This is a genomic window from Paenibacillus sp. MZ03-122A (assembly GCF_024213325.1).
Classification (GTDB): Bacteria; Bacillota; Bacilli; order Paenibacillales; family Paenibacillaceae; genus Paenibacillus; species Paenibacillus polymyxa_B.
Map to the genome: position 1 here is coordinate 119,594 of NZ_JANAVI010000004.1, position 26,559 is coordinate 146,152.

The following is a 26,559-nucleotide window of genomic DNA, read 5'->3' on the forward strand; positions in this document are numbered from 1 at the left end:
CCTATGGCTTACAAACCCGAACTACTGGCAACTGCCAGCTCTCCGGAGGATGCCCGCCATATGCTGGAGGCTGGAGCTACTGCATTACTTATTGGAGATGACCGCTTTGGAATGCGGCTGCCGGGACATTTTACCCCTGACCAAATCCGTGAAGTGGTGGAAGAGGCACGCAAGCATACGGCACAGGTATATGTATCCATGACGAATTTGATGACGAACGAGCTATTGCCGCTCCTTCCCGAATATGTGCAGACCCTAGCTGGATGCGGCATTGATGCCATTGAGTTTAATGATCCCGCAGTGCTCATGGCCGTGAAGGAGTATGCTCCGCACCTTAAGCTGTTCTGGAACGGTGAGATGATCTCCACCAACTTCGCAACCGCCAACTATTGGGGTGAAAAAGGGGCTTCCCGGGTCATTTTGGCTCGTGAGCTCAGTATGGATGAAATTACCGAAATGATACCAAAGTTGAACATAGAAGCACAGGTTCAGGTACATGGTATGACCAATATTTATCACTCCAAGCGTAAGCTTGTTCAAAGTTATATGCTGCACCAGGGACGTAATGTAGAAGGCGATTTGGGCAGAGGGCGCGGCTTGTTTCTGATTGAAGCAGAGCGGAAGGAAGAAAAGTTCCCCATCTACGAGGATATTAATGGGACACATATTATGAGTTCAGATGATTTTTGCATCATGGAGGATCTGCATATTCTAATGGAGGCGGGCGTGCATAGCTTTAAGATCGAGGGCTTATTGAAACCTACGGCTTACAATGAGGCGGTTGTTCGTGCTTATCGTAAAGCAATAGATACTTATACAGCTGACCCGGATGCTTATGCTTATGATGAAAGCTGGCTGGATGAAGTTCGCCGTCTTCAAGATCCAGAACGGGAACTTTCCTTCGGATTTTTCTATAAAGAGCAGGTTTATTAATTTTAAAATGAATTGAATTCACAGAGGGGGGAACGTCATGGGGACGATAACCAAAACGAGAAAATATATAGGTAAACGGAATCGTCTGGATAAGCCGGAGCTGTTGGCTCCTGCCGGAAATCTGGAAAAGCTGAAGTTTGCCGTTCACTATGGCGCGGATGCTGTATATATTGGTGGACAAAAATATGGTCTGCGTTCTAACGCTGATAATTTCAGTTTTGAAGAAATGCGCGAAGGTGTAGAATTTGCCAACAAGTACGGTGCTAAGGTGCTTGTGGCCACCAATATCTATGCCCACAATGAAGATATTGCCGGAATCGAGGAATACTTGCGCAATCTGTACGAGGCAGGAATTCATGCCGTTATTGTCGCTGATCCGGCTATTGTATCCGTGGCATTGCGTGCTGTTCCTGGATTGGAAGTGCATTTGAGTACACAGCAGTCCACGCTGAACTGGCAAGCGGTAAAGTTTTGGAAAAACGAAGGACTACCGCGTGTGGTACTGGGTCGTGAGACCAGTCTAGAGGAAATCGAAGAAATTAAAAAGCATGTGGACATCGAAATCGAAGCTTTTGTCCATGGTGCGATGTGCTCTTCATTTTCCGGCCGCTGCGTGTTGTCCAATCACTTTACAGACCGTGATTCCAATCGTGGGGGATGTTGTCAGTCTTGCCGCTGGAAATACGATTTGTTTGAGGATGCACGCCCAGGTGAAGTTTGGATATCTGAGGAAGAGGCACAGGACAGCAATGCACTGAAACAGTTCCAACTCGGTGTTAACCAGCTTCCACTCTTTGAAGAGAGCGATAATGCTTTTTCTATGGGTTCCAAGGATCTGTGTATGATTGAAAATGTCCCTGATCTGATTGATGTAGGTGTAGACAGTTTTAAAGTAGAGGGACGTATGAAGTCTATACACTATGTGGCTACGGTCGTGAATGTCTATCGTCAAGCGATTGATTCCTATATGGCTGATCCTGAAAATTATGTGCTCAAACCAGAATGGATTGAAGAAATTAACAAGGCAGCCAATCGCCCGCTGAATACAGGATTTTTCTACGATACACCGGATCATGAGGATCATATTTATGAGCCGGAAGAAAAAGCAGTCCCTTATGATTTTGCTGGACTGGTCATGGACTACGATGCCGCGAGTGGCATCGCAACTATTCAACAACGGAACCATTTTAAACCCGGTCATGAAATTGAATTTTTCGGCCCGAACGGAACATTCTTTAAACAAACGGTCGGAACGATATGGGATGAAGAAGGCAACGAATTGGATGCTGCTCGTCACCCGCTTCAACGAATTAGAATGAAGGTAGATCAACCCGTATCCTATTTTGATATGATGCGTAAAAAGAAGTAAATAAGCCTTAAGTCACAGGTTAAAAGATTCAAAAGCCTCTCCTATCGGTTGGAGAGGCTTTTTTTTGAATAGTTTTCTAGGAAAAAAGTTTCACAAAATTTAGTTGATACTCAAAGGAAAGCTACATTCCTTGTCGAATAGTTCCGATAGAAGTTATATAGATAATAGATACATAATGGATGACGTGGAATTAGAAACTAATTATATGGTGGCAGGTGAGAGGAATGGGTTTACGGAAAAAAGAGGGGAATACAGTAAAAAAGCAACCCAAGAAAACGGATCAAATGCAGAGTTTGAAAGGCAGTAAAGTGAACACGGAAAAAGGGGAACAAACGGGTGTGGTGTCTTCGAAGGTTGCCCCCTGGGTAGCTAAAGCGACTCATAAAGGTACACACAATTTAAAGCGTTTACTTAAGCCGGAAAGGTACAGTAAAGACTTCATGCATTTGGTCAAAAACTATAATCCGATACGTTCGGTTGGAATGAAGTTGTTTCTGATCTTTTTTGCGGCAATTATGTTATTTGTGGTCAGCTTGGGGATGCTCTCATACTACAAGGCTAAAAGTACGATTGAGCAAAATGCAGCTACGGCTTATCAGCAGACCGTTCAGCAAACTTCAGAAAAGCTTGATATTATTCTAGAGCGCTTTCAAGATACATCGACACAGGTATTTTTTGATACTGAATTAAGTGATCAGTTGCAAAAGGCTGTAAAGCAAGATAAAAATCCCTTTGCATCTTTTGTTGCTATGGGCGAAGTGAATAAGAAGCTAACGAATCTTGCTTTTACGAATAAAGCGATTGATTCAATGTACTTGTACCCGGAAGAAACCAATTTAGCTGCTATGGGCACCGGAACACAAAAGGATGTACGGCAGGAAGCGTGGTTTAAGGATATTTTGAAAAACAAGGGAATGGTTTGGCTTCCTACGCAGGTGAATGACAATGGTAGCAAAACCTTTCGTTTGGCACGCTCCATGAACAGCATGTCCGGGTTGGGAGGGACTTATGTTCTGGTTATGGATTTAAAGTCCAGTGCGGTGGAGGACGAGTTAAAAGGTATTAATTTGGGCTCTGGCAGTATGATTAGCCTTGTGACAGACAAGGGTGAGTTTGTAGGCTCTAACAATGAGAGCTTGACAGGAGGGAAGACAAAGCTGGATTACGTTTCCAAGCTTGAAGGAATCGAAGGAAATCAAATTATGGAGCAGGAAGCAGACGGCAAAAAGCAAAGTGTGCTTGCGGTTCATAATACGCTGGGAACTTCCAAGTGGATTCTCGTGGGTGTAGTACCTGTATCTGAGCTGGTGAGAGACGCTAAGGGGATTCTAACCACAACCTGGATATTTGCTGCAGTGGCTGCACTCATTGCATTGTTCATTGGCCTGTGGATCGTGCGCCTCGTGGCTCGTCCATTGACACATCTGAAGGATTTAATGGTCGAAGGCGCCAAAGGCAACTTGCAAATCCGAACGAACTATAAGGCTCAGGATGAAATTGGGCAGTTGTCAGAAAGCTTTGATATGATGATGGAGCAGATTACATTGCTGGTACAACAGACGAATGCCTCAGCTCAGGAAGTTCTGAATACAGCGACAGAATTAGGCGATGCCTCGAAGAAGACAGCCATTTCAGCCAAAGAAATTGCAGCAGCAACGGAAGAGATTGCTCATGGCGCCGCCAGTTTGGCAACAGAGGCTGAACGTGGCAGCGGACTAACCGGGAATATATCTCAGCAAATGGACACGGTGATGGCTTCCAATTATGAAATGAGTCTGGTCGCACAAGAAGTTGAACAATCCAGTGAAAAAGGGACCATTCAGCTGAAAAATCTATTGGGCAAGACTCGGGTTACGGAAGAAACTACACATGCTCTGGTGGGCAAAGTAGATGAACTGAAGCAGACAACTTCGGATGTATTTAAGGTGCTGGACGTACTACAGGATATTGCGAAACAAACGAATATTCTATCACTGAATGCGACGATTGAAGCGGCACGAGCGGGGACGGCGGGGCGTGGTTTTATGGTGGTAGCTAATGAAGTTCGGCAGTTGGCTGAACAATCACGTCAAGCTATTCGTACGGCTACAGGCATTACTAACAACATCGTCAATGAAATGAATGAAACGGTACAGGCATTATCTGAGGTGTACCCGCTGTTCCGGGAACAGATGGGAGCCGTGCAGGAAACAACGGACATTTTCCAATCGGTGCAGCAGCAAATGGGAGAGTTCGCGCTACGATTGGGAACGGTTACCGCCTCCATTCATCATCTGAGTGAATCGCAGACCACTTTGTCCGAGGCAATGACCAATGTAAGTGCGGTGGCCGAGCAATCCTCGGCTACTTCGCAGGAAGTCGCTTCGCTCAGCACTGAGCAGGCCAATATCGGTAATCAACTGGTAGGTTTGTCGGATAAGCTGGAAGGAGTATCGGTGAATTTGAAGGAACAGCTTTCGCGATTTACGGTGTAGATATAACAAACCCATGGGAATCAGGAATGTCACTGATCTCCGTGGTTTTGTACTTTTTATGGATGTGCTTAAAAATCCCTCAAGAAGGAAAGCAAAAGATGAATACAAACACAAAGGTAGCTTGGGTTGTGCTGACCATTACTATTTTTATTACGGTTTTTTATTAAATTCGGAAACCCATTCACGTTAAAAGTTGAGTGGGTTTTCTTTTTCAACTACAGGACATACTACTGGAAAAATGATGAAAGAAGGATGGGTGTGCCGAGGCGTGGTAGCAGTTTCATACGAAAACGTCGAATTGCATATATGGCCTTGGGGGTGATGGCGCTACTGCTGATTTTATTATTCCGACTGGCTTGGATTCAGGGGACAGCGGGCATTCATATGTCTGTTTATGGAGGGCATTCGCTTAAGGAAATGTCAGCACGTCAGCGACAGGAGGGCATTTCTATCGACTCTGGACGTGGACAGTTTACGGACCGGCATGGGCAACCCTTGACTGGCGGAGTCGTATGGGCGCCAGTGCTTTTTCCCGATGTAGATGGCAAAGCGGCTATACATGGCGAAGAACTGGCTAAGCTACTGCGTACGAACAAGAATCAACTACTGACACGATGGAAAGGACTGCAATCCCCGCTCATATGGCGTGATGGGGGCGGAGAGCCCGTACAAATCAATCCGCATGAAGCAGGCAAGCTGCTGAAGCTAGCCCCTTCGCTTATTGAGCTTGTACCTTATGCGAAACGTTACAGGGATTTGCCCAATGGCAGGCAATGGCTTGGCTTTCTGTATGAACGTGCCGACCGAGCGAGTGAACTGCCGATGGGGGCAGCCGGGCTGGAAAGAACGTTGGAGCCGCTGCTGAGCGGCGTCGGTGAAACGTTCGTCTCCCGATTTGTAGATGCGCAGCGTCGTCCATTGACTCATGTACCGCTGCGTGTCAGTGCTCCATCCAATGGTCACTATCCATTACAGGTACAGACTACAATTGATCTACCTATACAGGAACAGATTGAAAAGCTGACGGAATCTAGTCATTTGGCAGAAGGGGCGGTGGTAGTGCTCGATGCAGGTAACGCGGATGTACTGGCGATGGTGTCTCGCCCTTTTTATAATCCCGGTCATGTTGATCCCCAGCAAAAAACAGACTGGTCTAATCGTGCCCTCAAGGCGGTAACGCCCGGTTCCATTTTTAAGTTGGTTACGGCTGCTGCTGCACTTGAATCAGGTGCTGTCCAACCGCAGGAACAATTCCATTGTCATGGAACATATGGCAAGTACGGTTTGACTTGCTGGAAAAAAGAAGGACACGGTACCCTGAACCTGGAGGAAGGGCTTGCCGTATCCTGTAATAGTGTGTTCGCTCATCTCGGTGAACGGCTTAATGCTGAGCAAATTCAGGCCACAGCCTCTGCATTGGGATTGGGCCGAACTGTGGGCTGGCAGGAGCGGAATCTTGCAGGGCTACCTCAATTCAGACCGCTGGATCACGAAGAAAAGGGAGCCGTATTCGACTCCCATACGAACGCGTCTGATCCGGGCGTACGTGTACAGACAGCTATCGGTCAGCGCGATGTGCTGGTGACGCCTCTCCAAACTGCTAATCTCATCGTCACCTTGCTGCACGATGGTCAAGTACGTGCACCACGCATTGTAAAACGCATTAGCTACGCAGACGGTAGCACCTTACTGGAACTACCTACTCATGCTGTACCTTCATCCGAGGGTAGTCGCTCGATTCAGACATCGACGGCTCGCATGCTTCGTGAAGCAATGGAAAAGGTTGTGACACAGGGGACGGGTGCCTCCTTGCGTAATAAATCATGGAATCTGGCCGGCAAATCGGGTACCGCCCAAGCTTTGAAGAACGGTCACCCTATCAATCACCAGTGGTTTATAGGGTATGGTCCGATAGAGCGGCCTCGTTATGCGGTCGCCGTCCTTGTGCAAAATGCTTCAACACATTCTGCAAATCAAGCTACAGCACTGTTTGGTCAAGTAATGGATCTGTTAGCTCAATCCTCCTGAGTTCCACGGGTAGCTTCACGATCTTCCTCCTGGATTTTAACGATAAACGGAGGCTCGTCAAATTCCTCTGTCGGAAACCGAATCCATTGCTGCAGATAACCTTGCTGCCATAATTCCTTGAGCAAAATGATCAGAATGGGGGACAGGATTAATCCGGCCAATCCGAAGATGGATAACGATATAATGGCAAAGGAAAGCATCAGATAGGCAGATGAAACACCGATGGAGTTACCAGTAATTTTAGGCTCTGCCAGCTGGCGGACGATCACCGTGACAGCCATGACAATAAGCAACCCTACAGCCAGGCCAGTATTGCCTGTGATGAACAAATACACTGCCCACGGAATAAAAATAACAGGCACACCCAACAAGGGCAGGATATCAAACAAAGCTGCCACGAGCGCTAACGATAGGGCATTATCCACTTGCAAAATGAGTAAACCTATAAATACGAGAACAAAGGTAATCCCTACCAGTAGAGCTTGAGCCTTGAGAAAAGCGGAGATAGCTTTAAGTACGTGATTTTTTAGAAAAAGGTAAGCCGTTTTTAGTGTCTTGGGTGTTTTACTACGAGCAATGCCCTTCCAAAGATTAATTTCCATACTTAAAAAGAACGCTAAAATGATCGCAACCGCAAAGTTGCCCATAAAAACAGTGAAAGAGCTGAGGAATTGTATGAAAAAGGATAACCCTAGCTGTGCCCATTTCGTAGCAATGGTGGTAGCAGTCGCAAAATAATCATTTACACGTTCGGTAACACCCGGAGGTAAAGCAGCAATTTTATCTTGAGAAAGATGAAGATACCGCGTGAATTCCGTTTGGATAATCTGCGTATAATGTGGGAGGTTTTGCGCGACTTTCGTAAATTGCGTAACCAGAATCAGGCCCAATCCGAAAAAAATAGCAAGTAAAAGGATGATAAACAGCAATACGGAGAGCGCAGAGGCGAAGGGCTTCTTCATTCCCTTACGATGAAAATAACGAGCGGCAGGTTCAATGCACCAGAACACGACGAACGAAAGGAACACAGGTGCCGCAAGTTGATACAGTTTGCTGGATACGAACATAATTAAATACACGGTTAATACGATCAGTCCGATATCAAAAACGGTACGCCAATATTTTTTGTACAATGGAAGCATATGTATACAACGACTCCTTTAAGATTTTTACTTATTGTACACTAAATTGGACCTCAATGCTGACCATATGCAGTCGCGAAATCTCGGCATGTTTACGTCATTGTGATAACATATAAGTAAGTGAGTTTTCCTCAGGAAGCCTGCTTGGGAGTTCAGAATAGAAAAGTGGGGATAAAACGTGCAGACTTTGCTGTTATGGATGTTTTACATTTCAACTTTTTATGCTTTTGTTCCGGCGCTGGTTAGTCGTATATTTGGGTTCCGGGTGTTCCGGCGCGGTAAAAGTGAGCAAGAATATGCGCTCACCTTTGATGATGGTCCTGATCCAGTGTATACATCACAGCTGCTTGATTTACTGAAGCGTTTTGATGCCAAGGCTACTTTTTTTGTTGTTGGGATGAATGCAGAAAAACACCCTGAACTTCTGAAACGCATGCATGATGAAGGTCATCTAATCGGTATTCATAATTATGTGCACAAATCGAATTGGCTTATGCGGCCTGTTACGGTCAGAAGACAAATTGCCCAGACAGAGTCAGTCATTCGTCGAGTAACTGGCGAGGGAACGACCTTTTATCGCCCACCTTGGGGGATAGTGAACTTTTTTGATATTTCCAACACCCATGGTCGTCGAATCGTATTATGGTCCTCCATGTTCGGGGACTGGAAGGCAAGCATTGGAGCGAAACAATTGGCGGAGAGAATGCTCAAAAAGCTAAGGGGTGGCGAGGTGATGCTGCTCCATGACTGTGGTACGACATTGGGGGCAGACGCGGAAGCGCCCCAGAATATGCTAATCGCACTGGAGAAGCTGCTGAGGGTCGCCCAAGAACGACAACTGCGCAGCGTACGGGTGGATACATTGTTTTGCCGTCAGTCTGTCAATCAACCTACTGCCTCCGAGATGTTCAGTACGAGCTGGTCAAAAAGAACGCTGGTATGTGGATGGCTCCAGTATGAGCGGCTATTCCATGTTTTGTTTCGTCTTCGTCCCGTAAGTCAGGAGGATACGATCTTTTATTATCGTCGCCGTATCTATCATGGGCCAAATGTAAATATGGAGAACAGCAGGTGGCTAGAAAAAGGGGACCCGATAATTGAGCTTCATTTTGATAATAAAAAGTTATTTCAATTGGGGTCGACGGCTAAGTCGATGGTACATCTAGCTATTCAATTGATTAGGATTGTGAAAAAACAACTTCCTGATCTGGCCCAACGCATTGTACATGATTCTGAAATGAAGGGTGTAAAGGCGATCTATGCAGTAAGTATGATTCATCGGGGACCAGAGAAGTTGGGATTTCAAGTTCGGGAGCTTCCCAAAGGACTGTTCAAGCATGTGTCCACTGTATATCTAAAGCTGTTATTTCGTGTTATTCATCCTTCGGGTTCAGAACAATTGAGTGAAAAAAAAGATGTAATGGTACCGAAACTGATCGTGATGCCAATGGATACCTTGTTTGACCGTTTTCATCAGGGAGACTCACACTACTCAGACGAAGCTCTTGAGCAAACAACTCAGAGAGATGATGTCCATATACTCAACAGCGAAATGACTGAATAGCTAACCTAATGACCTAATAAAAAAGCCTCTCGATCCATTGTTAGGGATCGAGAGGCTTTTTAGCCGTTCATAAAGTAATCCTATCTTGGCAAAGCATTTAGATTTTCATAATTCCGCCGTTACTTGCGTTCGTCACCAGCTTGGAATAACGCGCCAGGTAACCCGTTTTCACCTTCGGCTCAAAGCCTTTCCAGTTGGCGCGACGACGTTCGAATTCTTCGTCCGTAATGTGGAGCTCAATCTTACGATTGTTCAAGTCCAGCTCAATGATATCGCCGTCCTCAACAAAAGCGATAGGTCCACCTTCTGCGGCTTCGGGGGAAATATGACCGATGGAGATACCACGGGAAGCACCTGAGAAGCGTCCGTCTGTAATCAGACCCACCTTGGCACCAAGCCCCATGCCCACGATTTGTGAAGTTGGAGCGAGCATTTCAGGCATACCAGGTCCGCCCTTTGGACCTTCATAACGGATAACAACAACGTGTCCTTCATTAATTTTACCGTTGGCGATACCTGCCAGTGCATCCTCCTGTGAATCAAAGCAGATAGCAGGACCTTTGTGATAACCACCAACCGAAGGATCAACTGCACCGACTTTGATAATGGAGCCTTGCGGTGCCAGATTACCGAATAATACAGCCAGACCGCCACGTTCAGAATAAGGGTTGTCCAGTTTATGGATAACGTTAGTGTCCAGAATTTCCTGACCCTCTACGTTTTCACGAATGGTTTTTCCGGTTACAGTAATACAGTCACCATGCAGTGCGCCCGGTTTCTTCAACAATTCATTCAGGACTGCGCTTACGCCGCCTGCATTATGAACATCCTCAATATGATAGTCGGAAGCAGGTGCCAATTTGGACAAATGAGGTACGCGGTTTGCGACTTCATTAATACGTTCGATAGGGTAGTCCACTTCTGCTTCATGGGCAAGTGCCAATGTATGCAATACGGTATTCGTGGAACCGCCCATTGCCATATCCAGTGCAAATGCATTATCAATAGCTTCTTTAGTCACGATATCACGTGGTTTAAGATCCAGCTTAATCAATTCCATTAATTGGCGTGCAGATTGTTTAACGAATTCTTTACGTTCTTCTGCTACTGCGAGAATGGTGCCGTTACCCGGCATAGCCAGACCCATCGCTTCTGCGAGACAGTTCATGGAATTCGCTGTGAACATCCCTGAACAGGAGCCACATGTTGGACAGCCATATTGTTCTAATTCAAGCAAGCTTTGATCGTCGATTTTACCAGCCTGATATGCACCTACGCCTTCGAAGACGGAGGTCAGGGAAATAGAGCGTCCGTTCTTGTCTTTACCAGCTTTCATAGGACCGCCGCTGACGAAAATAGTTGGAATGTTAACGCGCAATGCGCCCATCATCATGCCAGGGGTAATTTTATCACAGTTAGGAATACAAACCATGCCGTCAAACCAGTGAGCGGAAACGACAGTTTCCAGAGAGTCAGCTATAATTTCACGGCTCGGCAGAGAATAACGCATACCGATGTGCCCCATGGCAATGCCGTCATCTACACCGATGGTGTTAAACTCGAAAGGTACACCGCCTGCCTCACGAATGGCTTGCTTGACAATTTTGCCAAATTCCTGCAAATGGACGTGGCCCGGTACGATATCAATATACGAGTTGCATACCGCAATAAACGGTTTGTCAAAATCTTCTTCCTTGACACCCGCTGCGCGCAGCAAGCTGCGGTGAGGAGCGCGGTCAAAGCCTTTTTTAATCATATCGGAACGCATTTTCGTCTTAGCTGTCATGATGCTGGTTTCCCCCCAAAGTATAAAAATAGTATGGCGTTCAATGGACGCCGTAATAGCGCAGATGTTTTCTAAAGAGTCTATCATAGATGTGAGCTTTTTTCTACATATATGAAGATTTTGAAAAAGTACAAGAAGTGTTCTGTAATCAACAATATATAGATATGACCAGTTTTATTTGTCTATATATTGCATTTAGGAGAGGTTAGAATGTGATTCTATTAGAAATATGTATACTGATAGGTTTGCGTATCAGCTAAAATATGAAAGAGCCCATTTCGCAATAAAGCGGATGGGCTCAGGCTTTTTTTATGTTAAAGGAGAGCGGAATATGACACTACACCTTAATTTCTGCCGCCTTTACGACCGATGTCTCTGTAGAAATTTTTGTCATGCGACTCAGCTGTAGCATCGCCGCCCTTTTTGCCGATTTCCTGATAAAATTCTTTATCATGAGAGTTTGCGGTTGCTTCCCCGCCTTTTTTACCAATCTCCTGATAAAATTCCTTATTGTGCTTCTTGGAAGTAGCTTCTCCACCCATACGACCTGCTTCTTCGCGACTCATTTTCCCCTGATTTTGATTACGTGCCATTACAAATCACTCCTTAATAAAAAAGTTGTTTTTTGTTGCGCGCATCCTTTACTTACCACATCACGCCTGTATGAAACAGGCTCTAAGTGGAGTAAAGGGAGGGTAGACTCGCTTACATGTTCGTCTGTGAGTGGGTTGTCGCGTATTCAATGTTAAATAAAAAGGGATAAAAAGATTACGCGGACCGTCTAAAAGGATAAGGAGCTGGCTTTAGCATCCACTCTACCTGTGGCTCAATCAGAGGTCTTGTTGCAGTTCGAACCCAAGGCATGGTCAACATACAGCACAGACCTGCAGCACACACTACAATCAACATGACTTCCACTGGAGTATCTATATATTCGTAGACTCCCTTTGCAACAACGGTACGGACGATCAAGCCATGGAGTAAAAAGACATATAGTGTCCGTCTTCCCATCTCGGTTATACGTCCTGTCACGGTCGGAACAAAGCTTAGAAACGCCATCGATGCTATCCATTGAACTCCATAAATGCCGATACGGTAAATTCCTGCGTACCATTCGGTATGGCCCAATTCACCGTAAGTCATATTGCCATACAGCCAGCCTGCCGGGATGCCGAAATACGACGTTCCCGCCAGTACCATAAGCAGAAGAGATACAATGCCAGCGATTATGCGGACTGGTGTTGTGAAGAACCGTCGAACGTCCGCATAATTCAAATGATAACCTGCTACAAAGTAAGGCAAATAAACAAAGGTTCTGCATACGCTCAGCCATATACCATCCACAGGGAGATACCCGACAAGGATACCCAGCAGCACGGATATACCCAATTGGAGGACAGGTGGTATTTTCTGAAAAGTCAGCATCAGCAGTCTCCAACAGATATGACTGGCAAGGAACCAGAGTAGCAGATAAGGAGCAAAGAACGAATGATGGATATGGGGAACGTGGAAGAGTGCAACATCCAAGATCGAATAAAGAGATTGAAAAATAAGATATTGCATACCGATCTGAAGCAGAACTTTTTGGCCTGCGGGTCCGGTCAAAGATGATTTGGCAAAGTAGCCTGTAACGAGTACAAACAACGGCATATGGAACATGAATATCCAGCTGAACCATTGTTGGGCAATATGAAGTGAACCGACTAGAGGCTCCAGAGCATTTCCTGCAAATACGCATATGATCAACAGAAATCGCAGATTGAGAAAGAAGCTTTCCACTTGTACATCATGGCTTGTCGTCATGTGTTTCCCTCCGAACGGCTTCTGCCGACTAAACTATTTAAAAAATAATTCTTTACAAGGAACAAGGTACGATACTCTGGACCTTATCGTTGTGATTTTTTTCACAACAGTAAGCGCTACCATGTCCTTATTATGTGGCGAAAGCTTGAACACGGGACAAAGATGGGCTAATACCTGGAAATGTATGCTGATTTGACCCTGTATGTACAACGATGTTACCCTAACAAGGCTATAGTTACGCTGATGAATACAGCGACACATTTTATATTCAAATTACGAATTTCGAGGTACAAAAGGCGAAAGGAACTTTTACAATGAGAAGAAGAACAAGAAGATCATACAATTCATATGGGACACGTGGTCCTCGGAAAATATGGAAAATTCTCTTAGGCATCCTGATTGTCATTGTACTGATCGCAGGGTGGGGGGCATGGAAGGTATTTACGCCTTATCAGCCTGACGAGACGGCTGCTGCTGCATTAGCCGAAGTAGCGGATGCTGTGAAAGTAAATGAACAAGAACATTGGGTTGGTTTTGAGCCTGTAAAAAGAAGCGGAGCCGGAGTCATTTTGTATCCAGGGGCGTTGGTGAAGCCCGAAAGTTATGCGCCGTTGGCACGCCGTCTGGCGGAAAAGGGTCATCATGTGATCATTGCAAAAATGCCACTGAACCTTGCATTGATCTCCCCGGATTTAGCGAATGAAGTGCTAAAGGCATATCCGAAAGAAGCGTTTGTTATTGGAGGCCATTCGTTAGGCGGTGTGATGGCGGCTCGATATGCAGCTGCACATCCTGATCAGGTCGAAGGTGTATTTTTCCTCGCCTCCTACCCGGATAACAAGGGTAATTTAAAGGATAAAAATCTGCCCGTTATTTCTCTACTGGGAAGTGATGATGGAGTCGTCCAGATGGAAAATGTCCAAAGTGGAAGAACTTATTTACCAGCCAACACGCTGTATTTTACAGTCGAAGGGGGAAATCATGCCCAATTCGGCAGTTATGGTGTCCAAAAAGGGGATAATCCTGCAAAAATTAGCGCTGCCGAGCAATGGAATCAGACGGTAACGGCTTTACAGGACTGGATGAAAGAGAGTGTGGATGTGGCTGCTAAGAATCAGTAAAGGAGGTGTGCTGCATGTCTGAGCTGATCGTGCAGGGGGAGCGGTACCCATGCCGTGGTATTTTATTAGATAAAGATGGAACGTTGCTGGATTTTATTCAGTTGTGGGGCCCCTGGGCTCGTTCTATACTGGATATGATAGAGCAGCATCTTATCGTGGCAGGTGCCGGTTTTACGGTGGAAAAAGGTACCGTTCTAGGTACTGTTCACGATCAGGAGGGACGTGTGATCGGTTACGACCCTTCTGGCCCGCTGGCCATGGGGACGGTGGACGAAAGTACGGGGGTACTGGCTTGGCAGCTTTATAATGCTGGTGTACCGTGGAATGAAGCTGTGCGGCTTGTCCGCGACTTTAATAAAACGGCGATGGCTGATATTCGGCGACATCGGGCAGCGAAGGTGTTTCCAGGGTTGCGGACATTGCTGGAGCAAAGCCGCCATGCCGGGCTGAAGCTAGCGGTTGTGACCTCTGACAGTACAGAGGCTGCACAGGAGCATTTGGAGTGGATGGGGCTGACATCCTATTTTGATGAGATTATCGGACATGATAGGGTTACATATGGTAAGCCTGACCCGGAAATGGCTGAAAAAGCCTGCGCATTACTAGGATTGTCGCCGGCGGACGTGGTAGTCATCGGAGATAGCAATGGGGACATGCAGATGGGCAAACGTGCCGGAGTGCGGCTCGCTATTGGATTTGCGCCAGAAGCAGAACGTTCTGGTCATTTGCTGGATGCGGATAAGGTTGTTCGTGGATATGAAGAACTGGAGGTGCGTAGGGTATGAAAGTTAATACGTTGGCGGAATGGATACAGCAATCACAGAATATTGTTTTTTTCGGCGGTGCAGGCACATCGACGGAAAGTGGTATTCCGGATTTTCGTTCGGCAGCTGGCCTGTATCAAAGTGAGGAGAAATTGCCTTATTCGCCTGAGGTTATGCTGAGCCGTTCATTTTTTGTGAAGCATCCTGAAGTGTTCTTCGACTTCTATCGCAGCAAAATGCTGCATCCCGATGCGGAGCCGAACGGTTGTCATCATTTCCTCGCGTCATTGGAAAAGCAAGGCTGTCTAAAAGCGGTTGTGACCCAAAATATTGACGGCTTACATCAGGCTGCCGGCAGTGTGAATGTATTGGAACTTCACGGCTCGGTGCATCGGAACCACTGTATGGAATGCGGACGCTTTTACAGCCTAGATGAAGTGATGAACAGCTCTGAGGTTGTACCTAAATGTCCAATAGATGGAGGAATTATCAAACCGGATGTCGTTTTATATGAGGAGGAGCTGAATCAGGATACCATTATTCAATCCGTTCAGGCTATTTCGCAGGCTGATCTGCTGTTAATTGGAGGAACGTCGCTGACAGTACATCCCGCTGCGGGCTTGATTACTTATTTTCGTGGTAAACATACAGTGCTGCTGAATACAGATCCCACCTCTTATGATCATAAGGCGGATCTTTTGATCACTGATCCAATCGGTAAAGTTATGGAAAAACTTGCTCATCAATTAGGTCTGTAATCGTTTTCTTGTCAACGCCTGGATAAAAGCGCTATGATGATGTTGTGATGGACATTACAATGTTTCGAGAGAGGCTGGGATAGCATGGTTTATTTAGCTGGCGAAGATCGTTATGAAAGTATGAAATATAACCGTACAGGGAGATCAGGTCTAAAACTGCCCGCTATTTCGCTGGGCTTGTGGCACAATTTTGGCGGGATTAACAACGCGGAGAATGGCCGTAGCATGATTACTCGCTCCTTTGATCTGGGAATTACGCATTTTGATTTAGCTAATAACTATGGCCCTCCTGCGGGATCAGCTGAGGAATTTTTCGGACAAGTATTAGCCAGTGATATGAAACCGTATCGAGATGAGTTGGTCATCTCCACTAAAGCGGGCTACAATATGTGGGCAGGGCCTTATGGTGACTGGGGATCTCGCAAGTATATGATATCTAGTCTGGATCAGAGCCTGAAGCGGATGGGGCTGGACTATGTCGATATATTCTACTCTCACCGATTTGATCCTGATACGCCGCTGGAAGAAACGATGGGAGCACTGGATCATATCGTACGTTCCGGCAAAGCGCTGTATGTGGGTGTGTCCAATTATAGTGCGGAGCAAACGGCAGAAGCAGCTCGCATTCTGAAGGAGTTGGGAACACCGCTTCTGATTCATCAGCCGAAATACTCCTTACTTGATCGCTGGATTGAAAACGGATTACAAGATGTACTGGACGAAAACGGGGTAGGCAGCATTGCCTTTTGCCCGCTGGCGCAGGGATTGCTGACCAATAAATATTTGAACGGAATTCCCGAGGATTCACGTGCAGCGAGTACTTCGGTTTTCCTGAATGAGAACCATGTGACGCCAGAGACACTTCGTAAGGTACGCGCCCTGAATCAGATGGCTGCTGCACGCGGACAAAGTTTGGCTCAATTCTCGCTGGCCTGGGCTCTGCGCGGCGAACGTCTGACCTCTGTCTTGATTGGGGCAAGCCGTGTAAGCCAAATTGAAGAAAATGTTGCTACCTTATCCAATCTGGACTTTTCTCAGGAGGAATTGGATCGGATTGATTCGATTCTGAATGCCGGGAACTGACAGGACGGCGGCACAGCCTAATGGCGAAAGTTAATTTGTAGTCATCGGCCTAATTTCGTGTTCTCTTATACAATATAAATTAACAGCCCGTATCCGTTTGAAGGATGCGGGCTGTTTAAGTCTGTTTTACGACTGTGGATACTGCTTAACCTTGCTTCGGTACTCGGTTGGAGACTGACCACAGAAGCGCTTGAATTGACGTGAGAAATATAAGGCATCGGTTAGTCCCACCGAAGCGGCCACTTGCTCTACCGATAGTTCAGGACGTTCACGCAGCAGTTGACGTGATTTGTCGATTCTTAGCTTAAGCAGATAGGTGACGGGGGAGATCCCCGTTTCCTTTTTGAATATCCGTGACAAATACGCACGATTATAACCAAGTCCTTCAGACATTTGCTCAATGGAAACGGGGTGTGCGTACTGAGTGGACATATATTGAACCATCTGCTTGACTGTACGTTGAATTTGCGAATCCGCCCCGGACGGATCAGTCCAGTCACTCAGGTAATTGCCTGCTTCCCCCATAATCAGATACAAATAGCCCAAGGCTGATAGATGAGAACTAGATTTTCTGCTATAAAAGGCCAATTGCATTTGCTCCAAATAACCGGGGATGGGACTTTGATCGGAAGCATGAAAGACAGGCTGGTGAACACGTAGCCCGGCCTCCTGCACCACCTGCTCAGTATGGTGCCCGGTAAACGCAGACCAACGATAACGCCACGGTTCCTCTTCATCAGAGGTATAGCTCACCAGCTGACCGGGATGAATAAGGAAAAAATCGTTTTCTTCAAGCTGATATGTGTGCTGTTCCGTTCGGAAGATACCTCTGCCCGATTCTACAAAGTGTAGCAGATAGTAATCATAGATTTTCGGCCCCACGGCATGACCGGATTTGGTTTGGCTCTCTCCTGCAAAAAGCACATGCAGCGGGCTATTTTCATAAAACACCGGATTAGAGGCGACGGCATAACTATATGAATACGCTTGCAAAATAGGGTCATCCTTCCTGCATTTGTGAATGGTTTAGCGGATGCGGTATACTTACATTGTACATATCCAAGTCACATTTATCCATAGCTTAAACACATGGATGCATTACATTGTGTGACGCTTTCATTTATACTGAAATCATAAGAGATGTCAACCTGATTAAGATGTTACAGGGAAATCAGGAGGGCCTTTACTAACGGTATATGAGGTGGATGCGGATATGAATTCTACTGAATTAAAGAAACATTTTATTGAAAAATATGGTGAAAGCAGCAATGAACTGCGGATATTTCATGCACCTGGACGTGTCAATCTGATTGGAGAGCATATCGACTATAACGGTGGTTATGTACTCCCGGCTGCGCTGGAATTCGGAACGACGCTAATCCTTCGTGCGCGCAATGATGATGAAATTCATTTTGCTTCGACAAACCTGTCGTATGAAGTGTCTATCCCCCGTGGAGAAATAGGTAAAAACAAAACGGATGAGTGGGTGGACTATCCGGTGGGTGTGCTGGTGGAGTTGGCTGAAAAGGGAGTTCATCCGTCTAACGGATATGACCTGCTCTATCATGGAGAAATACCGAATGGTGCTGGATTATCCTCCTCAGCCTCCATTGAGGTTGTTACAGGATATGCGTTTCTCACGATCGAAAAACAGGAAACAGATACGGTCGAAATCGCTTTGTTGTCCCAGCGGGCAGAAAACAATTACGTTGGTGTCAATTGCGGTATTATGGACCAGTTCGCTGTAGCGAACGGAGCAGCTGATCATGCAATTCTTCTGATGTGCGATACGTTGGAGTACCGTAAAGTGCCATTCCGCACGGGGGCTTATAAGCTCGTGATCGGCAATACAAACAAGCGTCGCGGTTTGGTGGACTCAGCCTATAATGAGCGTCGTAGCCAGTGTGCCGAAGCACTGTCCATTTTACAGCAGCAGAAGCCGTCATTGGAATACCTCGCTCAGCTGGATGAGGCACGTTTCGGAGAGCTTCAGCATCACATCGCGGACCAAACAGTGTGTCGGCGGGCACAGCATGTGGTGGAGGAAAACGCTCGTGTGCTGGCCTCTGTCGATGCTCTCGCAGCGAATGAACTTGCAGCTTTTGGTCAGTTAATGAATGCTTCTCATGATTCATTGCGCGATTTGTATGAGGTCAGCTGCACGGAGCTGGACGTCATGGTTGAAGAAGCACGACGCATTCCTGGCACGCTGGGTGCTCGTATGACAGGAGCCGGATTTGGAGGTTGTACGGTTTCATTGGTTCATGAGGACGATGTGGAACGTTTTGTGAAGGAAGTCGGCGAAGCTTATCAGACCCGCACAGGGCTGGAAGCCAGCTTTTATGTATGCAAGGCAGGAGACGGAGTAAAAGAACTGAAGGAGGACGAATAACATGGCCATTTTAGTCACAGGTGGAGCTGGATATATCGGTTCACATACCGTAGCAGAACTGTTGGATCTGGGAGAAGAAGTTGTGGTGCTGGACAATTTGCAAACCGGGCACAAAGCAGCATTGCTTGGAGGCAAGTTGTATGAAGGGGATTTGAGGGATAAAGAACTACTGTCCAAACTGTTCTCTGAAAATAGTATCGATGCAGTTATCCATTTTGCAGCCAATTCGCTGGTTGGAGAAAGCATGCAAAATCCTGGTAAATATTACGACAACAATGTATTTGGCACGCTGAGCTTGCTGGAGGCAATGAAGGATGCTGGAGTGCGCCGAATCGTGTTTTCCTCTACTGCGGCTACCTACGGCGAACCGGAAAAGGTGCCGATTGAAGAGGGAGACCGTACAGAGCCAACCAACGTGTATGGTGAAACAAAGCTGATGATGGAGCGCATGATGTCGTGGTTTGATAAAGTTTTAGGCATCAAATATGTGTCTTTACGGTATTTTAATGCGGCTGGTGCGCATGAGAGCGGCAAGATCGGTGAAGATCACCGACCAGAAAGCCATCTGATCCCATTAGTGCTCCAGACAGCCTTGAAGCAACGTCCACACATCGCTGTGTTTGGTGAGGATTATGCGACACCTGACGGCACGTGTGTTCGGGATTACATTCACGTGAGTGACCTGGCGGATGCTCATGTGCGTGCAGTAAATTACTTGCGCGAAGGCAATGACAGCAACGTATTCAACTTGGGCAATGGACAGGGCTTCTCTGTGAAAGAAGTTATTGAGACGGCACGCAAGGTCACTGGACTCGACATTCCAGTTGTTACAGAGCCACGCCGCGCAGGCGATCCAGCGATATTGGTTGCATCTTCTGACAAGGCTCGTTCGGTGTTGGGCTGGAGTCCAGCACGTACCCAATTGGAGGATATTATTAGCGGAGCATGGGGATGGCATCAGTCGCACCCTCACGGCTACGGCGACGAATAGACGGGAGACGATGACATATGAGCGAGCGCCAATCCACAGATAAAGGCCAAGGCCGGGAACATTTCCGGCATCTGGCCCATGACATCGACGAAACTGTGCAGCAATCGGCTCTATATGCGGTGGAACAACTGGTTGCATTCGCACAAAACAAGGGCTTGATCGGTCCGCAAGATACAGATTACAGCCGTAATCTGCTGTTGGAGCAGTTTGGGTTTTCGGAGCCTTATTCAGGTGGGGAAGCAGGGGGCATTATGGCCCCCGAAGCTCTCCAGCCTGTGCTTAATGTATTGATAGATTATGGTTTTGCCATAGGACTTATCCCTGAAAACACAGATACGTATCGCGATTTGCTTGATTCCAAAATCATGGGACTGTTGATGGCGAGACCGTCTGAAGTCATCCGTGACTTTCATCAAACGGAGGATGAACGTGGCATAGAGGCGGCGACAGATGCTTTTTATCAATTATCCATCGATTCGAACTACATTCGAATGGATCGGGTTGCCAGCAATGTGTACTGGAATCAGTCGACATCTTACGGAGATATGGAAATCACGATTAATTTGTCCAAGCCAGAAAAAAGTCCTAAAGAAATTGCGATGGCGAAGCTTTTGCCGCCGCCTGTTTATCCCAAGTGTCAATTATGCCGTGAAAACGTCGGATATGCAGGAAGAGTAAATCATCCGTCCCGTCAAAATCTGCGTATCATTCCGGTGGAATTGAATGGGGAGCCGTGGTTTTTTCAATACTCACCCTATGTGTATTACAACGAGCATTGCATCGTGTTCCATCATGATCATGTACCGATGAAGCTTACGAAGGATACACTGCGGCGATTGCTGGCCTTTACGAAAGCGTTTCCGCATTATTTTATTGGCTCCAATGCGGATCTGCCGATTGTCGGCGGATCGATCCTGACCCATGATCATTTTCAGGGTGGTCGTCATACATTCCCAATTGAAAAAGCGGGTGTGGACGGTGTATACCATAATGAAGCGTTCCCGCAGGTTACAGCAGGGATTGTAAACTGGCCGATGTCGGTCATCCGTTTTACGTCAACAGATGCCGAGGCGCTGTTGGAGGCGGGAAATGCTGCTTTTGAAGCCTGGAAAGCTTATAGTGATCCTGTAGCTGATGTCCTTTCTCATACAGAGCAGGAGGGGGAAACGATTCCACATAATACTGTGACGCCGATTGTGCGCCGAGATTCCGAAGGCAGGTATCAGATGGATCTCGTACTGCGTAACAACCGAACGAGTGAAGAGTATCCGGAAGGTATTTTCCATCCTCACCGCGAGATGCATCACATCAAGAAGGAAAATATCGGTCTGATCGAAGTGATGGGACTTGCCATATTACCGGGGCGGCTCAAGGATGAACTGGATGGGATTGCAGATATTTTGTGTGGGGATGACAAACTGGCTGTGGCTATGCAGCAGGAAGGACATCCACTGTTTAAGCATGCAGACTGGATTTATCAGTTAAACACTCGGTTCGGTCGTTTGCCTGACAAGGAAACGGCTGTTCGTACCGTACAAAATGAAGTTGGACTGAAATTCAGTGAAATTTTAGAGCATGCAGGAGTGTATAAACGGAATGAGTCCGGGCAGCAGGCGTTTGGTCGTTTTATGAAACAATTGGGATATACTTTGGGTGAATAAAATCGCTGGTGCAGCACATAATACACTACGAGAACCCTCCCAAGATATGACATGGAACCATGCTCCTCAAGGAGTGTGGTTTTTTTCTGAAAATAAAGCATATTTGTTTCCTGTAACCGAAAAGGTTATAATAGAGTAGTTTCTTAACATTAAACTTTAGAACTATTGGAGGCGAGCGTTTGCGATGAAAGCATTCGAATTTTATAATCCTACACAATTGATCTTCGGTAAAGGACAATTGGAGGCTCTCAAGCGTGAAGTTCCTAAATATGGTAAACGTGTACTGCTTGTATATGGCGGCGGCAGCATTAAGCGCAGCGGTTTGTACGATAATGTAATAAGTTTGCTTAATGAAATTGGTGCAGAGGTAACGGAACTGGCTGGTGTAGAGCCGAATCCTCGCTTATCTACAGTACATAAAGGCGTGGAATTGTGTAAAACACATCAAATCGACCTCGTTCTGGCTGTAGGCGGCGGTAGTGTGCTGGATTGTTCCAAAGCCATTGCTGTTGGTGCAAAATATGATGGCGACATGTGGGATTTTGCAGAGCGTAAAGCGGCACCACAGGCAGCATTGCCATTAGGTACAGTTTTGACCATGGCAGCTACCGGTTCTGAAATGAATGCGGGTTCTGTTATTACAAATGAAAAAACACAGGAAAAATTGGGATGGGGTAGCGTATTTGCGTTCCCTGCGTTTTCTATTCTTGACCCTGTAAACACATACTCACTGCCACAAAATCAAACCGTTTACGGAATCGTAGATATGATGTCACATACGCTGGAGCATTATTTCCATTTGGAATCCAATACTCCGGTCCAACTTGGCTGGTGCGAAACGATTTTACGTACGGTCATGGATGCGGCTCCAGGTCTGGTCAACGATCTGGAAAACTACGAGCTGCGTGAAACGATTATGTATTGTGGTACGATGGCGCTGAACGGCTTCCTGAACATGGGGCTGACAGGTGACTGGGCTACTCACAATATCGAGCATGCGGTGTCTGCTGTTTATGATATTCCACATGGTGGAGGACTGGCTATTCTGTTCCCGAACTGGATGAAACACAATCTGCATGTGAAGCCTGAACGCTTCAAACAACTGGCCGTCAATGTGTTCCATGTAAACCCAGAAGGCAAGAGTGATGAAGAAGTGGCGCTGGAAGGTATTCAGGCGTTGCGTGATTTCTGGAACTCGATTGGTGCACCAAGCCGTCTGGCTGATTACGATATTGATGCGTCCCAGATCGATGTTATGGCTGATAAAGCTGTGAAATTCGGATCTTTTGGTGGTTTTAATAAGCTCAATCGCGAAGATGTAGTCGAAATTTACAAAGCATCTCTGTAAACTATACTTGTATCATTTTAAGCACGTTTGTGCGTCATTAGACGTACGAACGTGCTTTTTTGGGTTCAACGTGGGATTTGGGAGGAAAATTTTGAAACTTTTTAAGGTTGAATACGTAAACATAGTTATAGACTGGAAACCAGACTGAAAAGGTACATGGAAGGAGGAGTCGCATGGAAACCATATTTTGGTGGTTATTGGCAGGGGGCGCTATCTTTACCGTAGTCAGTGTGCTGATTGGAGATGTACTCGGTAGTTGGCTGGATGGTGCATTGGAGCTGCCGGGCCTCGATTGGTTCAGACCTGTCGTTTTACTTGGAGCTATGACCGCTTTTGGCGGAGCTGGAGTACTGCTGACAAAGTATACTGGACTGAGCATGGGGTGGGTCGTTGTGCTTGCTTTAGGGATTGCGTTTGTCATCGGAATACTCGTGTTTTTTGCGTTTATCAAGCCCATGGCGAATTCGGAAGTATCCAGCGGCTTCTCCATGCGTGAGCTGACTGGCCGGATCGGTGAGGTCACCATTCCTGTACCTGAGGTTGGTTACGGGGAGGTTATGATCCGCTTGGGTGCAGGCAACACCATACATACAGCATCGAGCTTCGATCACAAACCGCTTGCTGCGGGAACCCGTATCGTCGTGGTTGAGGTCGCAGAGGGCGTCGTCCGCGTAGCGTACCTGGACACATAGACGGCGCATTCGCTTAACTTGAAGGGAGCGTGATCGGGAGTGTCAAATTTGCAAGATATTGTGTTGGTCCCTGGGATTGTTGTCATCGTTATCGTTATATTAGGGATCGCTTTTTGGGCCCGTTACAAAACGGTTGGACCGGATGAAGGGATGATCGTGACGGGCTCTTTTCTGGGAAATAAAAATATTTCCGAGGATGACTCTGGACGCAAAATTAAAATTGTACGCGGCGGGGGGGCCTTCATTTGGCCAATTTTCCAGCAGTCCGAATTCATCTCTTTGTTGTCCCATAAACTGGACGTAACCACACCGGAAGTGTATACGGAGCAAGGAGTTCCCGTGATTGCGGATGGTGTGGCGATTATCAAGGTTGGCAGTTCCATTGAGGATGTGGCTACAGCAGCCGAGCAGTTCATCGGGAAACCATTGGAGGCTCTTAGAGGAGAGGCTCAGGAAGTGCTGGAGGGACATTTACGCGCAATCCTCGGTTCGATGACAGTGGAAGAAGTTTATCGTAATCGGGATCGGTTTGCGCAGGAAGTACAGGGCGTGGCTGCTCGTGATCTGAAAAAGATGGGCTTGCAAATCGTTTCATTCACCATCAAAGACGTGCGTGATAAGCACGGATATCTGGATGCGCTTGGTAAGCCGAGAATTGCCGCTGTGAAACGGGATGCTGAGATTGCAGAAGCCGAGGCTGTGCGGGATGCCCGGATTCAGAAGGCACGTGCGGAACAGGAAGGCCAGAAGGCCGAACTGCTGCGGGATACCAACATTGCGGAGGCAGCCAAGGAGAAGGAACTGAAAGTGGCTTCGTTTAAGAAAGAACAGGATACAGCGAAGGCAGAAGCCGATCAGGCTTATCACATCCAGGAGGCCCGTGCCAAGCAGACTGCTGTCGAAGAGCAGATGAAGGTCGAGCTGGTGCGCAAAGAACGGGAAATTGATCTTCAATCCAAGGAAATACAGGTACGTGAAAAGCAATATGATGCGGAAGTGAAAAAGAAGGCAGAAGCCGATCGGTATGCGGTCGAGCAAGCGGCGGAAGCAGATAAATCTCGTAAAATGCGTGAGGCTGAATCGCTGCAATACTCGATTGAGACACAGGCTAAAGCGTCAGCTGAACAAAAACGTCTTAACGGGCAAGCAGAAGCGGATGCCGAACGCGCCAAAGGTACGGCAGACGCAGATGTCATCCGTTTGCGTGGACTTGCAGAAGCGGAGGCCAAGGAAAAACTGGCGGAGGCGTTCCAAAAGTTTGGAGAGGCCGCCGTGCTCGATATTATCGTGAAAATGCTGCCTGATCTGGCTGGACGTATTGCCGAACCGATTGCGTCCATTGATAAACTCACCGTAGTTGATACGGGAAAAGGAGAAGGAGCAGCGCGTGTCAGCAATTATGTCACCGAACTGATGGCTACGGCACCCGAGATGCTGAAGAGTGTATCCGGTATTGATGTGGAGCAGTTAATCAAGGGGTTGACCACGGGGAAAAAAGGCATTCATTCCGTGCCGCCTTCCGGTGAAGTGAATAAGCAGCCTCTTCCAGCCTCGGTGGAGGTAGCGCTAACAGATAAAGAATAACGATAAGTCTTTGGGGAGCATCTATCCCTAACCAAAAGACCGCTTTTCATCACAGCATTTCCCGGCAATGTGATGAAAAGCGTTTTCTTTTTATTGACCTTTAGCCGAATATTTGGTACTTTAACGTGGATTCCTCTGAGCTTCATGCTATAATTCTTAGGATCAAGGTTCTGATAAAAGAGGTGCGGATGTGAGCAGCCTAAAAGTGGCCAAAGCGCTGAATAACAATGTGATTATAGGGATGCATCCCGAGCATGATGAGGTTGTCGTGATTGGAAAAGGAATCGGTTTCAATCGCAGACCCGGCGATCTTATGCCGTTGGATTCAGTTGAGAAATTATTTATATTAAAAAGCCATGAAGAACAGGAGCAATACAAACGGTTGCTTCCTGAGCTGGATGAGAAGCTCATTGAGGTCATCGGTGAGGTGCTTCATCTTGTTCAGCTTCAAGCTAAGAAGCCTCTAAATGAGCACATACTGATTGCTTTAACTGACCATATTGCTTTTTCCATCAACCGTCATAAACAGGGAATTACGATTCATAATCCGTTTTTGTATGAGACTAGGGAAATATATCCTCAGGAATACAAGATGGCTGAGCAGGCTGTTGCTTTAATCAGGGATAAGATGGATGTAGATCTGGGAGAAGATGAAATCGGATTCGTGGCCCTGCATATTTATAGTGCCATGACAAACCAGCATATCTCCGAGGTTAGGAAGGATTCTCGTCTGATTGCTGATATGGTTCAGGTTGTCGAGACGACACTGGATTATCGTATTCCTCTTCAATCCCTTGATTATTCTCGACTGCTGACTCATCTGAGGTTTGCGATTGAACGTGTGCGCCGGGGAGAAATTGTGCAGGAGATTTATCGATTGGACAAGCTTTTGAATGAGGAGTATCCGGAAATGTATATGCTGGCCTGGAAGCTCACGAAAATTATGGAGAAAAGACTCCGTAAATCTGTGTACCCGGCTGAGGTTAGTTATTTGACAATGCATCTGCAACGGTTGTCCCAACGCAAAGAGCAACAAGAGTGATAAAACCGGAATAAAAAAGTATTG

Annotated in this window: 20 protein-coding genes and 1 pseudogene; 16 read left to right on the forward strand and 5 right to left on the reverse strand. The window is 46.7% G+C overall.

Annotation, left to right across the window (positions count from 1 at the left end):
- Positions 1-3 precede the first annotated feature (3 nt).
- From NLX74_RS10655 to NLX74_RS10670, 4 genes are all read left to right on the forward strand, one after another.
- On the forward strand, positions 4-933 hold the full coding sequence (locus NLX74_RS10655) for a peptidase U32 family protein (protein ID WP_254328691.1): 930 nt from the start codon (positions 4-6) through the stop codon (positions 931-933).
- A 37-nt stretch (positions 934-970) separates the two neighbouring features.
- Positions 971-2,302, forward strand: coding sequence for a peptidase U32 family protein (locus NLX74_RS10660; RefSeq protein ID WP_039272863.1), 1,332 nt, complete (start codon positions 971-973; stop codon positions 2,300-2,302).
- Between the two features lie 224 nt (positions 2,303-2,526).
- Positions 2,527-4,776, forward strand: coding sequence for a methyl-accepting chemotaxis protein (locus NLX74_RS10665; RefSeq protein ID WP_254328692.1), 2,250 nt, complete (start codon positions 2,527-2,529; stop codon positions 4,774-4,776).
- Between the two features lie 252 nt (positions 4,777-5,028).
- The gene (locus tag NLX74_RS10670; protein WP_254328693.1) at positions 5,029-6,804 is read left to right on the forward strand and encodes a peptidoglycan D,D-transpeptidase FtsI family protein; all 1,776 of its coding nucleotides are present in this window, start codon (positions 5,029-5,031) and stop codon (positions 6,802-6,804) included.
- Here the strand turns inward: NLX74_RS10670 and NLX74_RS10675 are convergent.
- Positions 6,792-7,946: an AI-2E family transporter gene (locus tag NLX74_RS10675; RefSeq protein ID WP_254325046.1), complete on the reverse strand. Its 1,155-nt coding sequence runs from the start codon at positions 7,944-7,946 to the stop codon at positions 6,792-6,794. The two genes, NLX74_RS10670 and NLX74_RS10675, sit on opposite strands and share 13 nt — an antisense overlap.
- Before the next feature lie 178 nt (positions 7,947-8,124).
- On the opposite strand from NLX74_RS10675, the gene NLX74_RS10680 reads away from it, so the two are divergent.
- On the forward strand, positions 8,125-9,510 hold the full coding sequence (locus NLX74_RS10680) for a polysaccharide deacetylase family protein (protein ID WP_254328694.1): 1,386 nt from the start codon (positions 8,125-8,127) through the stop codon (positions 9,508-9,510).
- 97 nt (positions 9,511-9,607) lie between these two features.
- On the opposite strand, the gene ilvD is transcribed toward NLX74_RS10680, so the two are convergent.
- The 3 genes and pseudogenes from ilvD to NLX74_RS10695 form a co-directional block, all read right to left on the reverse strand.
- Positions 9,608-11,296, reverse strand: a complete 1,689-nt coding sequence (ilvD, locus tag NLX74_RS10685) for a dihydroxy-acid dehydratase (RefSeq protein ID WP_023989895.1) — start codon at positions 11,294-11,296, stop codon at positions 9,608-9,610.
- Positions 11,297-11,649: 353 nt separating this feature from the next.
- Positions 11,650-11,889, reverse strand: a pseudogene (locus NLX74_RS10690) (KGG domain-containing protein); the annotation flags it as partial.
- Between the two features lie 175 nt (positions 11,890-12,064).
- Entirely contained in the window at positions 12,065-13,099 is a 1,035-nt protein-coding gene (locus tag NLX74_RS10695) for an acyltransferase family protein (protein ID WP_254328695.1), read from the reverse strand.
- A gap of 314 nt (positions 13,100-13,413) precedes the next feature.
- Here NLX74_RS10695 and NLX74_RS10700 point away from each other — a divergent pair, with 314 nt between their 5' ends.
- The 4 genes from NLX74_RS10700 (at position 13,414) to mgrA (ending at position 16,825) form a co-directional block, all read left to right on the forward strand.
- On the forward strand, positions 13,414-14,220 hold the full coding sequence (locus NLX74_RS10700) for an alpha/beta fold hydrolase (RefSeq protein ID WP_254328696.1): 807 nt from the start codon (positions 13,414-13,416) through the stop codon (positions 14,218-14,220).
- A gap of 14 nt (positions 14,221-14,234) precedes the next feature.
- Positions 14,235-15,005, forward strand: coding sequence for an HAD family hydrolase (locus tag NLX74_RS10705; RefSeq protein WP_254328697.1), 771 nt, complete (start codon positions 14,235-14,237; stop codon positions 15,003-15,005).
- On the forward strand, positions 15,002-15,742 hold the full coding sequence (locus NLX74_RS10710) for an NAD-dependent protein deacylase (RefSeq protein WP_235308849.1): 741 nt from the start codon (positions 15,002-15,004) through the stop codon (positions 15,740-15,742). Before NLX74_RS10705 ends, NLX74_RS10710 begins: the two co-directional genes overlap by 4 nt.
- Before the next feature lie 84 nt (positions 15,743-15,826).
- Positions 15,827-16,825: an L-glyceraldehyde 3-phosphate reductase gene (mgrA, locus tag NLX74_RS10715; RefSeq protein ID WP_039272878.1), complete on the forward strand. Its 999-nt coding sequence runs from the start codon at positions 15,827-15,829 to the stop codon at positions 16,823-16,825.
- Between the two features lie 126 nt (positions 16,826-16,951).
- Here the strand turns inward: mgrA and NLX74_RS10720 are convergent, their stop codons facing one another.
- Positions 16,952-17,818: an AraC family transcriptional regulator gene (locus NLX74_RS10720; RefSeq protein ID WP_235308853.1), complete on the reverse strand. Its 867-nt coding sequence runs from the start codon at positions 17,816-17,818 to the stop codon at positions 16,952-16,954.
- A gap of 220 nt (positions 17,819-18,038) precedes the next feature.
- Between NLX74_RS10720 and NLX74_RS10725 the strand changes: the two genes are divergently transcribed.
- The 7 genes from NLX74_RS10725 to glcT all read left to right on the forward strand — a co-directional run bounded on the left by NLX74_RS10725 (position 18,039) and on the right by glcT (position 26,535).
- On the forward strand, positions 18,039-19,217 hold the full coding sequence (locus NLX74_RS10725) for a galactokinase (protein WP_235308854.1): 1,179 nt from the start codon (positions 18,039-18,041) through the stop codon (positions 19,215-19,217).
- Position 19,218: 1 nt separating this feature from the next.
- Positions 19,219-20,208 carry a UDP-glucose 4-epimerase GalE gene (gene galE / locus NLX74_RS10730; RefSeq protein WP_023989887.1) on the forward strand — a complete coding sequence of 330 codons (990 nt, stop codon included), beginning with the start codon at positions 19,219-19,221 and terminating at the stop codon, positions 20,206-20,208.
- Between the two features lie 17 nt (positions 20,209-20,225).
- The gene (locus NLX74_RS10735; RefSeq protein ID WP_254328698.1) at positions 20,226-21,869 is read left to right on the forward strand and encodes a UDP-glucose--hexose-1-phosphate uridylyltransferase; all 1,644 of its coding nucleotides are present in this window, start codon (positions 20,226-20,228) and stop codon (positions 21,867-21,869) included.
- A 184-nt stretch (positions 21,870-22,053) separates the two neighbouring features.
- The gene (locus NLX74_RS10740; RefSeq protein WP_254328699.1) at positions 22,054-23,217 is read left to right on the forward strand and encodes an iron-containing alcohol dehydrogenase; all 1,164 of its coding nucleotides are present in this window, start codon (positions 22,054-22,056) and stop codon (positions 23,215-23,217) included.
- Positions 23,218-23,390: 173 nt separating this feature from the next.
- Positions 23,391-23,909, forward strand: coding sequence for an NfeD family membrane protein (locus NLX74_RS10745; RefSeq protein WP_235308857.1), 519 nt, complete (start codon positions 23,391-23,393; stop codon positions 23,907-23,909).
- Positions 23,910-23,957: 48 nt separating this feature from the next.
- Positions 23,958-25,493: a flotillin lipid rafts scaffold protein FloT gene (locus NLX74_RS10750; RefSeq protein WP_254328874.1), complete on the forward strand. Its 1,536-nt coding sequence runs from the start codon at positions 23,958-23,960 to the stop codon at positions 25,491-25,493.
- 190 nt (positions 25,494-25,683) lie between these two features.
- Positions 25,684-26,535 (forward strand): glucose PTS transporter transcription antiterminator GlcT, encoded by an 852-nt coding sequence (glcT, locus tag NLX74_RS10755; RefSeq protein ID WP_254328700.1) that lies wholly within the window; start codon positions 25,684-25,686, stop codon positions 26,533-26,535.
- Positions 26,536-26,559: the final 24 nt, after the last annotated feature.

Excerpts from the sequence above, each read along its gene's own strand:
- NLX74_RS10745 (WP_235308857.1), top strand. The coding sequence starts at position 23,391 with ATGGAAACCATATTTTGGTGGTTATTGGCAGGGGGCGCTATCTTTACC.
- NLX74_RS10700 (WP_254328696.1), top strand. The coding sequence starts at position 13,414 with ATGAGAAGAAGAACAAGAAGATCATACAATTCATATGGGACACGTGGT.
- NLX74_RS10655 (WP_254328691.1), top strand. The coding sequence starts at position 4 with ATGGCTTACAAACCCGAACTACTGGCAACTGCCAGCTCTCCGGAGGAT.
- NLX74_RS10740 (WP_254328699.1), top strand. The coding sequence starts at position 22,054 with ATGAAAGCATTCGAATTTTATAATCCTACACAATTGATCTTCGGTAAA.
- NLX74_RS10665 (WP_254328692.1), top strand. The coding sequence starts at position 2,527 with ATGGGTTTACGGAAAAAAGAGGGGAATACAGTAAAAAAGCAACCCAAG.
- NLX74_RS10735 (WP_254328698.1), top strand. The coding sequence starts at position 20,226 with ATGAGCGAGCGCCAATCCACAGATAAAGGCCAAGGCCGGGAACATTTC.
- NLX74_RS10675 (WP_254325046.1), bottom strand. The coding sequence starts at position 7,946 with ATGCTTCCATTGTACAAAAAATATTGGCGTACCGTTTTTGATATCGGA.
- galE (WP_023989887.1), top strand. The coding sequence starts at position 19,219 with ATGGCCATTTTAGTCACAGGTGGAGCTGGATATATCGGTTCACATACC.
- NLX74_RS10710 (WP_235308849.1), top strand. The coding sequence starts at position 15,002 with ATGAAAGTTAATACGTTGGCGGAATGGATACAGCAATCACAGAATATT.
- mgrA (WP_039272878.1), top strand. The coding sequence starts at position 15,827 with ATGGTTTATTTAGCTGGCGAAGATCGTTATGAAAGTATGAAATATAAC.
- NLX74_RS10705 (WP_254328697.1), top strand. The coding sequence starts at position 14,235 with ATGTCTGAGCTGATCGTGCAGGGGGAGCGGTACCCATGCCGTGGTATT.
- NLX74_RS10695 (WP_254328695.1), bottom strand. The coding sequence starts at position 13,099 with ATGACGACAAGCCATGATGTACAAGTGGAAAGCTTCTTTCTCAATCTG.
- ilvD (WP_023989895.1), bottom strand. The coding sequence starts at position 11,296 with ATGACAGCTAAGACGAAAATGCGTTCCGATATGATTAAAAAAGGCTTT.
- NLX74_RS10670 (WP_254328693.1), top strand. The coding sequence starts at position 5,029 with ATGGGTGTGCCGAGGCGTGGTAGCAGTTTCATACGAAAACGTCGAATT.
- NLX74_RS10725 (WP_235308854.1), top strand. The coding sequence starts at position 18,039 with ATGAATTCTACTGAATTAAAGAAACATTTTATTGAAAAATATGGTGAA.
- NLX74_RS10660 (WP_039272863.1), top strand. The coding sequence starts at position 971 with ATGGGGACGATAACCAAAACGAGAAAATATATAGGTAAACGGAATCGT.